This is a genomic window from Bartonella sp. Raccoon60 (assembly GCF_002022585.1).
GTDB lineage: Bacteria > Pseudomonadota > Alphaproteobacteria > Rhizobiales > Rhizobiaceae > Bartonella > Bartonella rochalimae.
Genome location: NZ_CP019786.1, coordinates 145,086 through 159,898, shown reverse-complemented (window position 1 = coordinate 159,898; position 14,813 = coordinate 145,086). Strand labels below are relative to the sequence as shown.

Annotated in this window: 28 protein-coding genes and 2 pseudogenes; 7 read left to right on the top strand and 23 right to left on the bottom strand. The window is 34.1% G+C overall.

Annotated elements, in window-relative coordinates; all coding sequences use genetic code 11:
• Positions 1–46: 46 nt before the first annotated feature.
• The 18 genes and pseudogenes from Bra60_RS07445 to Bra60_RS00685 all read right to left on the bottom strand — a co-directional run bounded on the left by Bra60_RS07445 (position 47) and on the right by Bra60_RS00685 (position 9,126).
• Positions 47–1,183 (bottom strand): type IV secretory system conjugative DNA transfer family protein, encoded by a 1,137-nt coding sequence (locus tag Bra60_RS07445; protein WP_236823936.1) that lies wholly within the window; start codon positions 1,181–1,183, stop codon positions 47–49.
• A 92-nt stretch (positions 1,184–1,275) separates the two neighbouring features.
• Positions 1,276–1,800, bottom strand: a complete 525-nt coding sequence (locus Bra60_RS00730; RefSeq protein WP_078698202.1) for a hypothetical protein — start codon at positions 1,798–1,800, stop codon at positions 1,276–1,278.
• A gap of 25 nt (positions 1,801–1,825) precedes the next feature.
• Complete coding sequence (locus tag Bra60_RS00725) at positions 1,826–2,131, bottom strand: hypothetical protein (protein WP_078688297.1); 306 nt, start codon at positions 2,129–2,131, stop codon at positions 1,826–1,828.
• Positions 2,132–2,466: 335 nt separating this feature from the next.
• Positions 2,467–2,863 (bottom strand): annotated as a pseudogene (locus Bra60_RS00720) (type II toxin-antitoxin system VapC family toxin).
• The gene (locus Bra60_RS00715) at positions 2,860–3,111 is read right to left on the bottom strand and encodes an AbrB/MazE/SpoVT family DNA-binding domain-containing protein (protein WP_078688296.1); all 252 of its coding nucleotides are present in this window, start codon (positions 3,109–3,111) and stop codon (positions 2,860–2,862) included. Before Bra60_RS00715 ends, Bra60_RS00720 begins: the two are co-directional and overlap by 4 nt.
• Positions 3,112–3,397: 286 nt before the next feature.
• A complete protein-coding gene (locus tag Bra60_RS07655; RefSeq protein ID WP_194285030.1) occupies positions 3,398–3,658 on the bottom strand; it encodes a TrbI/VirB10 family protein in 261 nt (86 codons plus the stop codon).
• Positions 3,621–3,872 (bottom strand): TrbI/VirB10 family protein, encoded by a 252-nt coding sequence (locus tag Bra60_RS07650; RefSeq protein ID WP_250638149.1) that lies wholly within the window; start codon positions 3,870–3,872, stop codon positions 3,621–3,623. The genes Bra60_RS07655 and Bra60_RS07650 overlap by 38 nt, the downstream gene beginning before the upstream one ends.
• Positions 3,873–3,877: 5 nt before the next feature.
• Positions 3,878–4,693: a hypothetical protein gene (locus tag Bra60_RS07435; RefSeq protein ID WP_194285022.1), complete on the bottom strand. Its 816-nt coding sequence runs from the start codon at positions 4,691–4,693 to the stop codon at positions 3,878–3,880.
• On the bottom strand, positions 4,690–4,821 hold the full coding sequence (locus Bra60_RS07665; RefSeq protein ID WP_257787864.1) for a hypothetical protein: 132 nt from the start codon (positions 4,819–4,821) through the stop codon (positions 4,690–4,692). Before Bra60_RS07665 ends, Bra60_RS07435 begins: the two co-directional genes overlap by 4 nt.
• Positions 4,822–4,831: 10 nt before the next feature.
• Positions 4,832–5,170 (bottom strand): hypothetical protein, encoded by a 339-nt coding sequence (locus Bra60_RS00705; protein WP_236823935.1) that lies wholly within the window; start codon positions 5,168–5,170, stop codon positions 4,832–4,834.
• Positions 5,171–5,770 carry a TrbG/VirB9 family P-type conjugative transfer protein gene (locus tag Bra60_RS07430; RefSeq protein ID WP_257787867.1) on the bottom strand — a complete coding sequence of 200 codons (600 nt, stop codon included), beginning with the start codon at positions 5,768–5,770 and terminating at the stop codon, positions 5,171–5,173.
• A 12-nt stretch (positions 5,771–5,782) separates the two neighbouring features.
• On the bottom strand, positions 5,783–6,034 hold the full coding sequence (locus Bra60_RS07425) for a hypothetical protein (protein WP_236823934.1): 252 nt from the start codon (positions 6,032–6,034) through the stop codon (positions 5,783–5,785).
• Positions 6,035–6,080: 46 nt separating this feature from the next.
• Positions 6,081–6,467: a type IV secretion system protein gene (locus tag Bra60_RS07645; protein WP_250638148.1), complete on the bottom strand. Its 387-nt coding sequence runs from the start codon at positions 6,465–6,467 to the stop codon at positions 6,081–6,083.
• Positions 6,464–6,757 carry a VirB8/TrbF family protein gene (locus Bra60_RS07640; RefSeq protein ID WP_250638147.1) on the bottom strand — a complete coding sequence of 98 codons (294 nt, stop codon included), beginning with the start codon at positions 6,755–6,757 and terminating at the stop codon, positions 6,464–6,466. Before Bra60_RS07640 ends, Bra60_RS07645 begins: the two co-directional genes overlap by 4 nt.
• Before the next feature lie 465 nt (positions 6,758–7,222).
• A complete protein-coding gene (locus tag Bra60_RS07420) occupies positions 7,223–7,720 on the bottom strand; it encodes an LPD7 domain-containing protein (protein WP_236823933.1) in 498 nt (165 codons plus the stop codon).
• A 244-nt stretch (positions 7,721–7,964) separates the two neighbouring features.
• The gene (locus Bra60_RS07720) at positions 7,965–8,048 is read right to left on the bottom strand and encodes a hypothetical protein (protein WP_371326061.1); all 84 of its coding nucleotides are present in this window, start codon (positions 8,046–8,048) and stop codon (positions 7,965–7,967) included.
• A 2-nt stretch (positions 8,049–8,050) separates the two neighbouring features.
• Entirely contained in the window at positions 8,051–8,800 is a 750-nt protein-coding gene (traI, locus tag Bra60_RS07415; RefSeq protein WP_236823932.1) for a TraI/MobA(P) family conjugative relaxase, read from the bottom strand.
• Positions 8,797–9,126, bottom strand: coding sequence for a DUF6290 family protein (locus Bra60_RS00685; RefSeq protein WP_078697987.1), 330 nt, complete (start codon positions 9,124–9,126; stop codon positions 8,797–8,799). Before Bra60_RS00685 ends, traI begins: the two co-directional genes overlap by 4 nt.
• Before the next feature lie 81 nt (positions 9,127–9,207).
• Between Bra60_RS00685 and Bra60_RS07200 the strand changes: the two genes are divergently transcribed.
• The 4 genes from Bra60_RS07200 to Bra60_RS07400 are packed head-to-tail and all read left to right on the top strand — an operon-like array spanning position 9,208 to position 10,595.
• The gene (locus Bra60_RS07200) at positions 9,208–9,654 is read left to right on the top strand and encodes a hypothetical protein (RefSeq protein WP_194284818.1); all 447 of its coding nucleotides are present in this window, start codon (positions 9,208–9,210) and stop codon (positions 9,652–9,654) included.
• Positions 9,651–9,998, top strand: a complete 348-nt coding sequence (locus Bra60_RS07410; protein WP_236823931.1) for a nucleotide-binding protein — start codon at positions 9,651–9,653, stop codon at positions 9,996–9,998. The genes Bra60_RS07200 and Bra60_RS07410 overlap by 4 nt, the downstream gene beginning before the upstream one ends.
• 32 nt (positions 9,999–10,030) lie before the next feature.
• Positions 10,031–10,375, top strand: a complete 345-nt coding sequence (locus Bra60_RS07405) for a hypothetical protein (protein ID WP_236823930.1) — start codon at positions 10,031–10,033, stop codon at positions 10,373–10,375.
• Between the two features lies 1 nt (position 10,376).
• Positions 10,377–10,595, top strand: coding sequence for a hypothetical protein (locus Bra60_RS07400; protein WP_236823929.1), 219 nt, complete (start codon positions 10,377–10,379; stop codon positions 10,593–10,595).
• Positions 10,596–10,824: 229 nt separating this feature from the next.
• On the opposite strand, the gene Bra60_RS00665 is transcribed toward Bra60_RS07400, so the two are convergent.
• The 3 genes from Bra60_RS00665 to Bra60_RS00655 form a co-directional block, all read right to left on the bottom strand.
• Entirely contained in the window at positions 10,825–11,259 is a 435-nt protein-coding gene (locus tag Bra60_RS00665) for a hypothetical protein (protein ID WP_371326060.1), read from the bottom strand.
• Positions 11,260–11,365: 106 nt separating this feature from the next.
• Positions 11,366–11,671, bottom strand: a complete 306-nt coding sequence (locus Bra60_RS00660; RefSeq protein ID WP_078688295.1) for a hypothetical protein — start codon at positions 11,669–11,671, stop codon at positions 11,366–11,368.
• Between the two features lie 69 nt (positions 11,672–11,740).
• Complete coding sequence (locus Bra60_RS00655) at positions 11,741–12,382, bottom strand: recombinase family protein (RefSeq protein ID WP_078688294.1); 642 nt, start codon at positions 12,380–12,382, stop codon at positions 11,741–11,743.
• Between the two features lie 160 nt (positions 12,383–12,542).
• On the opposite strand from Bra60_RS00655, the gene Bra60_RS00650 reads away from it, so the two are divergent.
• From Bra60_RS00650 to Bra60_RS07705, 3 genes and pseudogenes are all read left to right on the top strand, one after another.
• Entirely contained in the window at positions 12,543–12,857 is a 315-nt protein-coding gene (locus Bra60_RS00650; RefSeq protein ID WP_078688293.1) for a type II toxin-antitoxin system HigB family toxin, read from the top strand.
• The gene (locus tag Bra60_RS00645; protein ID WP_078688292.1) at positions 12,854–13,210 is read left to right on the top strand and encodes a helix-turn-helix domain-containing protein; all 357 of its coding nucleotides are present in this window, start codon (positions 12,854–12,856) and stop codon (positions 13,208–13,210) included. Before Bra60_RS00650 ends, Bra60_RS00645 begins: the two co-directional genes overlap by 4 nt.
• 105 nt (positions 13,211–13,315) lie before the next feature.
• Positions 13,316–13,630, top strand: a pseudogene (locus Bra60_RS07705) (HigA family addiction module antitoxin).
• 38 nt (positions 13,631–13,668) lie between these two features.
• On the opposite strand, the gene Bra60_RS00635 reads toward Bra60_RS07705, so the two are convergent.
• Together Bra60_RS00635 and Bra60_RS00630 are read right to left on the bottom strand one after the other, a co-directional pair.
• The gene (locus Bra60_RS00635) at positions 13,669–14,052 is read right to left on the bottom strand and encodes a hypothetical protein (protein WP_078688291.1); all 384 of its coding nucleotides are present in this window, start codon (positions 14,050–14,052) and stop codon (positions 13,669–13,671) included.
• Positions 14,049–14,732 carry a ParA family protein gene (locus Bra60_RS00630; protein ID WP_078688290.1) on the bottom strand — a complete coding sequence of 228 codons (684 nt, stop codon included), beginning with the start codon at positions 14,730–14,732 and terminating at the stop codon, positions 14,049–14,051. Before Bra60_RS00630 ends, Bra60_RS00635 begins: the two co-directional genes overlap by 4 nt.
• Positions 14,733–14,813 lie beyond the last annotated feature (81 nt).

Below are 14,813 nucleotides of genomic sequence, written 5' to 3'. Positions count from 1 at the left end.
GTAAAAGTCGCAATATTTTGTATTTTCCCCGACAATAGGATCTCTATTAAAGAGATAAAGCATTATTGGCCGTTGAAATAATTGATCCTAATTCACGTGCTGGTGTTCCGGCCATACGCCGGCCAACACCATTAATAACAAGTCTTGCTTCCTGATCAGCTTGTTTGAAAAGAGGATTTTCACTTTTTATCTCAAGATATTCCATTTCACGGAATAAAGAAGAAAGTGTTTTAGGATCCCCATCATAATCAAAATTATCACTATCTTGAAGCACAGTTGAAAATTCTCCTACCCCAGTTAACATATGAGCACAATCTTGCAAACAAGGTAAGCGGCCAATCTCTTTTGATTTGTAAAGAGCATGAAGAATAAGACCATTTAAGAGTTCAAAAGCCGCAGATCTAAAATGATCTCCAGCAATCCCTTTACCATCATCAATAACCATTAACGTTATATTTTGAGTATCCGCCACTTGGTGGCGGGTTCGAAAGCGAATTTCTCCTAAGGGATTCCATGAGCACCCAATATCGGGTTCTGCTTGATCAAATCTTAAAATCTTATTCCCAGCGTATTGTTTCCGCCATCCTGCTGTCATAGCGTAGTTCTCGCCTTTTGTATCAAGAACAAAAAGACTATGCGGCCAACTTAAAAGAGTAGGCACTACAAGACCAACACCTTTTCCAGAACGCGTGGGCGCTAAAACTATAATATGCTTAGGACCATCATGACGTAAATAATGTAAAACTCCTGTTTTGTGATCCTTAAACGCTCCACAATAAACACCCTGCCCTTTTTGCTTTTTTCGTGGAAGAAGACCCGTCTCTTGTACTTCATCAAAAGTCGCAAAATGCGCTGTCCCATGAAGATCATCTGTACTTTTATTACTTCTTGACCCAAAACCTGCCCAAATAGAAAAACTTGCCAAACCAATTAAAGTGCCAATACAGAATAAAACAAATGTCAAATTGCATTGATGTGGCGCGTAATCATAAAATTTAAAAATCCAAAAAAACCAAGAAAAGGGTAAATAAAAACCAAAGAAATGAGAACCAAGAAAAGAGCTATAATGAAAAATATATGCTAAATATTGCGTACAACACTGATTAAGAACAACAAAATATAAAGAAAATAAAAATATTAACCAAGAGCTGCTTTTTGATGCACATGTAGACTGGACCCCCAATTTTCCATCCCCATAAAATTCCAGTATTTACTATACAGTTCTATATACTAAAAATACAAACAAACCAAGTATAAAACTACACTCCTTGCTCCTCAAAGAGAAAAATCTTTATCTCTAGAAAAATCAATACCGATAGCTTTAGCTTGCATTTTTTCGTAGAGTTGCCGCATGATCTTCATATTGTCTCTTCGTACATCAATAATCGATTTTTCAACGTCTGTTAAACGAGATTTATCGAGATTTCCTAATCGTGTATAATGCGATGCCATTGCTTGTCGCGCTTCGTCGTAAGGCAAACCACCTTTACGATTTTTGGATAAACTATAGGCTTTATTTATCACCTTATATTGTACAGGATCACTAACAAGCCCCACGTGTTTCTTAACAACATCTATTTCAGTTAATGCTGTTTTAAGACTATTGGACATTGCTTTACTATTGGAATACCTAAGCAAGTCACTTTTCACTATGCTACGCTCTATATCAAGAAGTGATAATAAATTTCCCGTTTTCCCAATGTTATGAATATAATTACGCAAATCACTTCGTACACCATGTAATTTTTTGGTTATTAATGTATCATTGAGATCTTTCACATAACCTTCTTCGCGGGACAAAATTCGTTCTAACTTTTTCAATTCTTTAGAAATAATGTCCCCCTATCATAATATCCTTATCTAGCCAATCCGCACCATATTCTTTATCTGCGCTCTTGGTAGAAAATTCCATATCACGTATAAATTGCGCACCATTTTGAGATTTAAGAAATAAGAGTGTGTGTGCTGGTAAATCAGCTATTGATAACCATTCCCATGCTGTTTCATCGTCACCAGCATGATCTGCTGCATCTGATTCAGCAAGATAAATACCATTTTCAGATAATCCACCTGCTCGCAATTCCTCGCGTTCAGCATCCGTCATATAGCTCTTAGGCATTTTCTTTTTCATCAAAATCTCCTTACCACGATAGAGAGAAACATGTTAATATAATGATTAAATCTGAGCAACAAAAAATACCGATAGCTTCTTTGTAGAAATCTACCGGTGATGCATGACAAACATCCATTCTAACTTTAAAAACGAACTTTTATGCCATAAAGGATAACAATTTAATATTTAAATACTTTTTAAATATTTACTATATATTGTACGTAAATAATAAATATTTATTGTTTAATTAATGATAATGAGGACTTTTTGGAAGCCTAACCTTCCTTGCTCCATCTATATTTATATAGTAGCCTCTTCTTTCACAGAACTTAAATAAGCTATAGTTTCAATTACTAAAGGAGCTTTGCAGATTTTCCGTTTTGTATTAATAAGTCAATCGCTAATTTATCAAATGAAACAAAGGTTTCACCACCAAGCCTATTACCCTCATAAGATATGATCCCATCAGCAAAATCCCCACCAGCTTCAAGAATAGCAATCCCCGCTTCAACAAGCTGGTCGATTCATTACTATATTACTCGTTGCTAGCAAATCACGTAGCATCCCAGCGACATCTTCTTTTGATAATTTTGCACCTCGACGAAGTACCCAAACAAGTTCGCATAAACAAGGTAAGGAAATAGCTATTAAAGAAGCTTCTCTTAAAATCTTGCTTGCCACTTCACCCTGTTTTTTATCATCTTGTAAAACTGCACGAGCTAAAACATTTGTATCTACAGCAATCTTCATTTTTTTCTTGCCCAACTAGAAGCAGTAATTTCGTTCATCTCTTCAATAGTCAGTGTCTTTTTTACTTTTCCAGCAAACCGTCCGATAAAGCTATCAATCGTAATTGTGGGTTGTGCTGCCTTTATACGAAGTTCACCACCTGGTAATTTGTCAAAGTTAATCCGCTCACCTGGTTTAATACCAAGGTGCTGTAGTAGCTCTCGCTTTAGCGTAATTTGTCCTTTTGCCGTAACCGTTAGTGAAGTCATGGAAAAATCCTCTTACCATAAATATACTTATTAAGTATGCACAAAGAATGTAAAATTCAATTACTTTTTTAAAATAGGCAAACAATATTTTATAGATGCTCCTTCTCATTTATTACTTTCAATCATTGAAAATGCATCTGAAGCTACAAAACGTATTTTTAAAAGACTTTGTCGTCTTCACTTCCTTCTCACGCTAAAAAACGGAAATTCTTGTAAACCTCTATATAATAATTATTTTTTAAATATTTAATATGTATTTTATACATAAATAATAAATATTTATTCTTTATTTTAGAGGAAGAATTGCCATTGGATGGCCTTGCCATGCAGGTAAAATAATATCCTTTGTGACCATAACATTAAAATTATAACCAAGACGGATAGTGATTGTTGGCTGAATATTGAGGTTTTTTCTCGTCATTTCCATACCAACCTCACCCCATTGTCTTCCAAGTTCAGCAGCTAACATTTCCTTGACCGTTTCAGTATTACTATTAACATGACTTATCTTACTTGAATTTTGTGATAATTGCGAAGCACCAGAAATAACAGAAAGTTAAGAGAGCATTTCCAAAAACTTTTAGATAATGGTTATCTACTTTGTCCTGAAATCCCGCATAACCAGACTGATCAACTCCAGGCATATTTCCAAGAGACAAAGAAGAACCATCAGGATAAATAACTCGAGACCAGGCAATGAGTGCACGTTTTTGACCCGTTGCGACACAACTATCATAGGTGCCAACAAGTCTTGATCCAATAGGTATTAAAACATTTTGTCCAGTAGCGGAGTCATAAACGCTTTTTTTACTTGTGCTATAATTTGTTCAGGAAAATCACTATTCACACCACTAATCATAACACTAGGAATAATTGTTCCTGCTTTAATTTCCAGATTTGCTTTAATAGCTTCTTGGTGTGTATTTTTTAGATAAATATCAGCATCAGAAGACCGTGATAAAAAAGCAATTTTTTGCTCTTGCATATTAGGATCAACTATACCGTTTCCTTGATATGATAGTGAGTTTTTCTCTACTCCATATCTATTAAATAAACTTTCAGGAATTTTTGTTTGAGAATTATTATTTTGAGTTTTAGAAGCAAGTGTTGGTTTTGTGTTCAGTGTAAAGGAAATCGCAGAATCAGCGTCTAAAGCAGCTTCCATTTTAGTTAAACGCTGTTCTGTAAGATGTATTAAAAATCTTTTTTGTGCTTCTTCTGTTTCATTAGTAACTTTATCGGATATTTTCTGTTCTGAGGAATGGTCAACTAATTTTGATGTTTCTGTAGGCTCTAATAATGAACGCTCTGGTAATTTTGCCTGAACATAATCATTGCTTTGTGGACGAACAGGTAAAGGGGTTGCATCTACCAATAGGAGTTTTTTATCCTCCACAATGATAGCGTTTGTCTTTTGACACAATATAAAAGTATAAGTAATACCAATAAGTGCAAAGACAATAACTCCTATAGCACTTATCCATGGCATATTGTTAAGACGGCGAATTTGTCGTCCATCCGATTTTGAAGTAAAAAAATTGGGAGAGTTCTCAGAAGAAAAGTCTATCTTTTCTTTCATCATTGCCCTCCGTCATTTACACGTGTTAAAAAGGCTGATGATGATACAATATCTCCAGTTACTGAATGAACGTAATAACGTGTTACTTCTGTTAAACCATATCGAGCAACTAATATTATACCGTCATCCATTGGCATCACTTTATAAGATAAAGTTATAATAAGATAAAGTTATACCGGTGTTTTTGGATTTTTCTAATTGATCATTATAAATGACACCGTAACCATTTTGCTGTAAAATACTGATAAGCAGAGGGGTAAATGGATCCTGTGTGTTATTTAACTTTATAATAAATGTTGTTGATGCTGGCGGTAAGGGATCTTTGAGATAACCAACAAGATCATGAGCAATAAATTGAATATCTTTTTCCGTAATATTTTGATCAATATAATTCACTAACGGCGTTTGCTTGCTATGAATACCGATCGTAGAACAACCAGTTACAAATACAAAGGAGAGCAATAAGAAATACTTAGACATTTAAACCCCCTTTGTAATTGTTACTCTTTGTTGTTGATTTCCTACACCGGAAATAAGAGCAACTTTGGTAATAACCGTATCAACAACATATCGATTGCCAATAATGCGGTAGTTTATTAGTTTTTCACTTGGTTTTCTAAAAAGACGACCATCATCGCCAATGGCAATTAAAGCAGGTGCTTCACCTCTAATTCCATCACCAGGCAATTCAATATAGGTTTTGAAACCGTCTGTATAAACTCGTTTTGGATACCATTTAATTTTTGGATCACTTATAGTAATACGAAAGTTGAAATCAAGCGCAGCCATGTTTTGCCCTGTTGGCAATGTAGTACGATGTTTATCTGTTGCAGCCTTATAAGCAGCCCAATCTTGATCTGTATCATCTGGATAAGCAAAAGAGAGGACAGGAATTGATGAATTTTGAGTGCTGGCAAGCTTAATCATGTAAGTCCGCTTATCTGTTGTGATAAAAAGATTTGTCGTCAAACCAGCATCTGTGGGCTTTACAACAACATAAGTTGTTTCTGTTGCTCCTGTTCCACTTATGCTGGGACTAATTTTCCATCGAGCTGTATCCCCTGCGTGAAGGCTATTGATGGTTTCTCCAACTTACAACTGAATAGTACATATTTCTAAAGGCGTGCAAACAAGCGTAGGAAGTGTAGCTCCATATAAGTATTTAACACTCCCATCACTAGAACGAATAGGCTTTGTTGGATTATTTTTCCATTGATTAGCAAGTTTAAGTCCTAGAGGGATTTTTTGTGGTGAAATAATACTAATATTAGATGATAAATCACTTGCCATTGCTGTCGATGTTACGAATGCAATTATTGTGATTATAATACATTTTTTAAACATAAAATCCCCGCTACATAGTTTTATTGCTATTTATTTTACATTTTTTCTAGAGTCTCTGCGTCCAAGCAAATTGTTTAACAAATAATCCAATTGGATTAGCCATTATCTGTTGCTCAGTTTTAGGGGTTGCTAAAATAACTGTAGCTGTAGCTTGCCAGTTTTTTGTTTCATTAACAGCACCAGTTCTCGCTCTTGTCGTTTCAGTCCACTCGATTTGCCAAGTATCATCAGAAATAGCAATAACTGCATTCACCTGAACTTCAACTGTTTCATTAGCAGAGCGAGAATAAGGATCATTTTGTTGATGATATTCAACCAACATTCGATAAGCCGGTGATTGTGGCAAAGTCATTGAATATGTTTGTTGAATAAGATCTTGTTCCGCTCTCATATCTACATAGACAGTGCGTGCGCCAATTAACCAATTTCTCAACACTGCTCGTATGTGCGTTGCATTGGGTTTTGATGCAATATTTGCTTTTCAAAATGCGCTACTTCACCAACTGAATTGGTTTGTATAATATAAGGAACAACAGTTTGTTCTTTTGCTTTCCAAATGAAAGCTCCTACCGACATACCTGTCACAATAATCATTCCAAAGGTTGCAAGACGCCAATTATTGGCAGCTTGAATATAGTCGCCATATCGTTCCATCCACTCCCTACGTGCTAAAATATAAGGATTTAATGACTTTTCTTTTTCATGATTTTTTGTTTTCTTCACGTATGCCTCCTAACAACGTAATATAATTTTTATTATGAAACATTTTTATTTGAATGGGAAGATGACAAGATTTTTTACTCACTGAAAATTTAATAAAGCAACAGATTTACTTATAAAAAACATATTTAGATCTCTATTTCTCCGTTTAAGAATTTTTGATAACCATCTTTTGTAACTTTAATTTTTTCACCTATCTTCCAATATTGAGCTTGTATAAAAGCTCTTTTTGGGACTTCTTTTATAAAAATTACTTTCTTACCATTAATAGACTCAAAAAGGAGAACGTTTCTTTCTTCAATCCTCCTGCGTCCAACATATTTTTAAATATCTTCTTCTCCATCCCACATAACATGTAGAAGATTTTTAGCATATTGATTACACTTATTAAGCCATATTTCAATAGGATTATTAATATTGTTTTCACGAGACTTTTCTCCCTTTTCTTTAAGTGTATTAAGGTAGGGATCAGAAAATACAGCATTTATACCATGAATACCTGCCCAATTGAGCAATTTCTGTTTTAAATTTTTCGGTCCTGTTGAGCACAAGAGGTTGATCTTTGAATTTTTCAACGGCAATATTTAATGCTATATAAGCAGATCCTGTGGTAAATTTTTGCGCATGAATCTTCTCTCCAGCGTCAACGACAACACCACCATCAACACTTTTGTACACAATATTTCCGTTTTTAATAAAATGAGAAGTTAAGTTTTTATATAAAAAATTCCCCGTCTTTTGAGCAGTTTTTGCCGTCAGCAAATTATTTGATAAAGAAGCACAACGCTCATTCATTGAGCGAAGCACATCTACTGCATCTTTATCTCCAGAGTTTGCTTGCTGATGAAGCCAATCACGCCAAATTGGAAATCTAGTTTCCATCAGTCTTCTCTTAATTATTGCCTGTCTTTCTCTTAATTCTTTTTGACGAAGTTTTTTCTGTAGTTTTAATGCATTGCGTATCACAGTACGAAAATTTTTAGGAGTTAATCTCAGTGAAAAAGATTGCTGTTTGTACCAAACGGAAAGTTGATGATAGAAAAAAACTTTTTGCGCATATAACGCTTTATATCGCTTTTGCCTTTTTAAATCGCTGGCCTTTTTTGTTTTTCATACCTAGAATATAAAAGAGCTTTAGTTTGATTATTTTTCCCATTAGAAAAGGGTATATATTGTTTTTGCATATTTAGCGTCATACTCTGATAAGAGCCTAATTTTTCTCAAGAGTAGATAAAGAAAGAGCCCTATTACAGCTACTTGCCTTAACCCATAAATCAAGATTGGTTGCTCCTATAACTAATCCATTACCTCTTTTTTTATAACGAGACCATGTTTTGCAAAATTTTTATGAAGTTCTGGCCAGTCCGAATAATGAAATTCTTTAATAATGTTTCCGACATAAGTTGCGAGAGATTGCATCCCTGTTTTATCTTCAAAATTCTTTATTTTTGACCGTTTTATATTATCACCCTTTTTATCTTTGGAATATTGTTTTGCCTCATCATCAAAGCCGTGAGGAGTATTAATCAACCCATATTCCTGTTCTATTTGACGACACATTTTCATCAATGTACGTTTATCAAAAAAAGGCTCATGATTACGAAAGTTTTCAGGATTGATTTTATTAATAGCAATATGAACATGTAAATTATCTGTATCTTGATGGACTGCTGAAATTCGCTGATGCTTATTATAACCTAAAGCGAGACAAAACTTGTCTTCAATTTCATAAAGTATTTCTCTTTCTGGTCTTTCCCCTATAGGAAAAGATAGAACCAAATGATATGTTTTATCTGCTTTTGATCTTTTATTTTGGTTTTGAGTTTTTAAAATAAATTCAGTGGCCATAACAGGGTCATCTGTATAGCAATTTGTAACTCTTATCGCCGCTACTTTCCTACTATGTTGCACATCTTTATCAAGAATATAATCACATATAAGTTTCCAATCCCTTGGCAAAACACCTCCCCTGATATCCATAATATAACGAGCTAAACGCGCCATATTTGATGTAGCTTTTTCTCTTTCAATACGTTTAGCAATCATAAAGAAGATATTTTTTCAAAGATTTGTTTTTGAAGTTGACGAAAATCACCCATCATTTGGTTTATATCGCTTGGAACCCCACCTTTTCTGTTATTGGTAACTAACCATAATTTCAATAAACCAGCTACTCGACCCAAATCACCTTGTAATTTAGTAAGGTCTTTAACAGCTTCATAATCAATATCAGTTTTTATTGGCTCAATCTGCCCAGTAGTGCGTAAATAAGTAGAAATGGATAAACCTGTCTGCTTTGCATAAGCTTCTATAGTTTCCTTCTCACTGGAAGTGCACCAAACACTTAACCTAAATTTCCGTGGCCTTGCCATTTTCCCCCTCTTTTAAATTGCGGCAGCAATAATACCTCGTAGAGCAAGATACGTTGAGAATTTATGCGAATAAGTAATGTAATGTTTCAGCGTAGCGCTACATTACACATCTTCCATACTTTTAAAATTAAAATTTTAAAAATCTTTATAAAAACCAATATTAATATTTATTTTTTGGAAAAATTTGGTAAGCTTTGGGAAGTTTTTATAAGTTTTAGAAAAATTTGGAAAATAAATGAAACAAAAAAAGAGTGGGGGAAAATGCGTGTGGTTTTTTTAGCCAACAAAGATTTAATCCTAAGCCTTATTGAAAAAGGGTATTCATTAAAAGAAATTTTAAGAAAAAATCCAACTTTAGATATATCTTATGATGCTTTAGCGTCGTATGTTCGAAAATATTTTAAAACTAAACCTGCAGCAATAATAACCCAAACCTCTCTCCCTATTTCTGTTGATCCTATTAAAAAAAAATCAATGCCGCATGTATTTGAACACAACACAAACAAAAAACTAGAGGACATGATATGAGTAACATTCATATGACCTTACAAGGAAAAGGCGGTGTAGGGAAATCCTCTGTGGACAGTCTTCTGATGCAGTATCTCTTAGAAAGAAAAGTAGAAGTTAAAGGGATTGACACAGATCCAGTCAACCAAACTTTTGCAAGCTACAAAAACTTTAATGTAACGCATCTAAAACTTCTTGACCAAAGTGTAGTAATTCCACGTAATTTTGATACTCTTATGGAAGAACTACTTAATTCTAAATGCCAATATGTTATCGATAATGGAGCCACAACATTTTTACCTTTAGCCTATTATTTGAAAGAAAATGAAGCTTTTGATATGTTGGCTACTGCTAAAAAAATGTAATCATTCATACAATTATTACAGGTGGCCAAGCATTGGGAGATACCCTCACTGGGTTATTTTCTGTCTGTACGCAAATTCCCCCCACAGCAAATATTGTTGTTTGGAAAAATGAATTTTTTGGTCCTATTGTCGCAAATGGAAAAAGTTTTGAAGAAATGAAAATATTTCAAGAAACGAAAGATAGAATCTCTGCGGTCATTACAATTCCACAGCGAACATCTAGTACTTTTTGTGAAGATATCAAAACAATGCTCGATAAAAAATTAACTTTTAATGAAATCACTGATTCAAACGAATTCAGCATCATGACTAAAAGCCGTTTAGCGCGTGTTAAAAACATGCTATTTGAACAAATAGCTATTATTCCAGGAATTTAAAATGTCAATTGATATTGATGCCATTCGGCAAAAAGTAGCTAAAGAATTTAATCAATTGATCCCTCCAAATGATCCAATTCTTATGACTGTCCTTTTATCCGACACAGTTTTAAAAGCAGCTTTAAAAACACTTCATGAGCAACAAAGTATGATGATAAATCATATTCTAACAGCTCGTAATGCTATGATAGAAGAGGAAAAAAAACGGCAGGAAAGTTAATAACTGAAGCGGCTACATACATAAAAAAAGAAATAAATAAAAATCTTAAAAGTTTTACAAAAGAAATAAAGCTTTATACAATATTTATTGATGCTAGTTTATTTGCAAACATTTTATGTTTTTTTGCTATTTTAATTCACTATTACTTACCTTAAACTTTATCTTTTCTATGTTACTCTCTATAGTTGATAGTGCTAACGAAAACATCGTATCTGTTCTTTTTGGCTTCTTAAAGTGAATGACCTTTATCGTGTGAAAGATCTATACCAATAGCTTTGGCTTGCATTTTTTCGTGAAGTTTGCGCATCACTTTCATATTATCTCTTCGTACATCAATAATCGATTTTTCAATGTCTGTTAAACGAGATTTATCGAGATTTCCTAATCGTGTATAATGCGACGCCATAGCTTGGCGTGCCTCATCATAAGGTAAACCACCTTTACGATTTTTTGGTAAACTATAAGCCTCATTTATCGCCTTATATTGCATAGGATCACTAACAAGCTCCACATGCTTCTTAATAACACCAATTTCAGTTAATGCTGTTTTAAGACTACCAACCATAGCTTTGCTATTAGCATATCGAAGAAAATCATTCTCTACTAAACAACGCTCTTCTTCAAGAAGTAACGATAAATCCCCACTTTTACTGATATCATACATATAATTACGTAAATCACTTCGCACATCTTGTAATTTCTTGATCGCCAAGGTGGCACTACAAATCTGTATACTTACATCTTCTTGTGCTAGAATCCGTTTTATTTTCTCAGAAATGATGACCTCCTATCACAACACCTTTATCTAACCATTCTGGACCATATTCTTCATCAGCATTTTTTGTAGAAAATCCCATATCACGAATAAACTTGGCTCCATTTTGAGACTTAAGAAACAACAGCGTATGCGCTGGAAGATCTGCCATTGCTAACCACTCCCATGCTGCTTTACTATCATTAGCTTTATCTACTGCCCGTAATTCACAAAGACAAATAAAATCTTGAGAAGCATGAGCATCTATCAATTCCTCACGTTCAGCATCGGTCATATAACTTTTTGGTAATTTCTTTTTCATAGTGAAAGCCTCCTTATAGAGAAGATATAAAATAATTAATCTAAAAATTAAGAATGGACAACTGAATATTCATGACAGTTTGTCGGTAAAATCCTCAATATCCATTTGATATTTATTATCAATAAATATTGGTTTTCTTTTTATTTCATCTTGTTTCATTCCATTTATTTGTTTTTTTAATCTGAAATAAGTAGCATGTGATATTCCTGTGTTTTCCTTAACAATTCTAGATGATACTCCTTGCTTAATCAGTGCAAATGCTATCTCTCTCTTTGGATGAGGCTTTCGACCAAATTTTATACCTGCTGCCATTGCAGCAACTCTTCCATCATTGGTTCGCTCTAAAATACGTGCACGTTCGGCTTCTGCTACAGCAGCCAAAATCTGAATGATCATCTTTCCCATGGTACCTTCGGTACTCAAACCATTTTCCAAAAAACGTATAGCAATCCCTTTTTTATAACAGGCACCAACAATATGAATCATATCTGCAGTATTACGGCCAAGCCTATCCATTTTTGTACAAATGATTATATCATCTTTCTCGGCACGGTTGAGGAGCCGTTGTAAGCCTTCACGTTTATCTGTAGCTCCTGTCATCATATCAGTAAAAATACGATCGTCCCGTACCCCAACCTTTTTAAGTTCAGCTACCTGCAATTCTAATTTCTGATGATTAGTTGATACTCTAGCATATCCTAAAAGAGCCATTTTAGTCTCATAAATCGTTTCTGATACAGAATTAGTATCATAATATAAAATAATGATTTATGATACATCTTTTTCCTTCTTTCTGGAAAGTATCAAATATTATAATATTTGACTTAGTACCAAAATGGTACTATAATTAATAAAAATCAGGATACAATCTATGAAAATTGTTAAAATCTCTACACTTCAAACTTTTTGTGTTCAATATCCTGATGCTGAACAACCATTAAAAGCATGGATAGATGAAGCTAAAAATGCACAATGGCGTTCTCCTCATGACATTAAAAAGAAGTATAAAAATGCAAGCATATTAAAAAATAATCGTGTTGTTTTTAATATTAGAGGTAATGACTATCGTTTAATTGTTTCAATTTTTTATCCAGCAGGTTGGCTTTATATAAAATTTATAGGAACGCATAAACAGTATGATGCTATTGATGCTAATACTGTAGAACTAAAGGAACTTAAGAAATGAATATCAAACCTATCCGCACTGAAACGGATTACCAAGAAGCTTTAGAAATTGTGTCTGCTATGTTTGACAATCAACCTAAAGAGAATACTCCAGAATTTGATCAAATGGAGGTTCTTGTGCTGTTAATTGAAGCGTATGAAGCAGAACACTATCCTGTTTCTCCCCCTCATCCTATTGAGGCTATTAAATTTAGAATGGAACAAATGAACTTAAGTGCTAAAGATCTCGTTCCTGCAATTGGTCATTTAAATCGCGTTTATGAAATCTTGAGTGGAAAAAGAAAACTCACACTGCGCATGATTAAAAATTTGCACCAACAGTTTAATATTCCATTGGAAAGCCTAATAGCTTAACTTAATTATTTTCTTATAGAAACTGGCGTATAATATCTCGCTTTAGCAATATGGATGTTGAATTAATTGATTATCTAGATTATCACCAAAAAGGAGTGCTTAACAATGATGAAAAATCCTCCACACCTGGTGAATTATTGCGCGAAGATGTAATTGCAGAACTTGGTTTATCAGTTACTGAAACCGCTAAGAGACTTGGTGTATCTCGTGTTGCATTTTCTAGGGCTTTGACAGGTTCTCAATGAAAAAGCCGCTATTAGTCCTAATTTAGCTATTAGACTTGAAATGACTGGTGTAAGCACTGCACGTGCTTGGCTAGCTATGCAAACAAACTACGATTTAGCGCAGGCGCTAAAAAATACCCAGCCCGTAGTACGTCCTCTTTGTCATATTCCATTTCAACCTCCTCTACAATCATAAAGGACGAATTTTTATATCGGAAAGGATAAACTTAAAATCTATTTTTTCTTTTTATCATTTTTTCCAGAGTTATTATAGAAATGGATTAAAAACTGTAAAACATCACCGAGAGTTAAAAGATTTTGTCCGGGCGGTGTCAATTTTTCAGCAAGTGCACGAAATTCTTCATCAACCTCTGGCCGTACTGCAAGAGTGATACGGTTTGTTCTCATACTGCGACGCTTAGAACGTCCATCAACAGAACCAGATTTAGTTAAAACAAACTCCTTTACCTTTTCAAAAGATCCATGACGGGTTGTAAAACCACTTTGTTGAGCAATCTTATCAATATCTTGTTTATTGCGTTTGAGAGCTTTTGTTGTAGGTTCTAAAGTGGATAAATTATTCAAAATTGAAAATGTTGGCTTACGTTCTTTTATCATGACATTATTCCTTCGATTTTTAATGCTTGCACAATATCAACAGCAACTTGCTCAGCGTTTTCTATAGCAGACGCAACGTTTGATACATCCTCTTTATTGAGCTGATAAAGAGTACATCCAAAACTAAAGATAGAAGAAAAAGCAGCCTTATTCATCATTCCATGTTCTAAAACAGGAAGTTTTGCTTCAGTCAATTCTTTGCGAATTTCTTTTTCTTCTCGAGTTTGTATAACAGAGCTTTTTGAGAACATAATGCGATAAGGGATATTACTTCGTCTGGCCCTTCCCTCGCGAGCTATAAAAGAAACAACTTTTGCCGCTTCACGACTATCAAGTTTTGTTCCAGACATAGGAATAATAACCATATCGGAACGGCTAATAGCATATGACGCTGTTATATTTGCTGATCCTTCAAGATCAACAATAACAAAACTATGAGTATTAACTGCTTCATCTATAACATCCAGAATAGTGTTTTCATTAATCCCTCCTTGAACATCTATATTAAGTGAATCATGAGTGCTAGTATTTTGCCACCACTCATCAGCAATAGGTTGATTAGGATCAGTATCAATTATTTTAACTTTTGATCCATGTTGAGCCAAAACTTGTGCAAGAATAAGCGCCGATGTTGATTTTCCAACACCACCTTTTGTTGAGCAAAATACAATTGTTGGCATACACAAAAGCCTTACTTATGTTTTACAGATGCTATATGTATACACAGCATACATTTAACATATGCTTAACATACATACTGT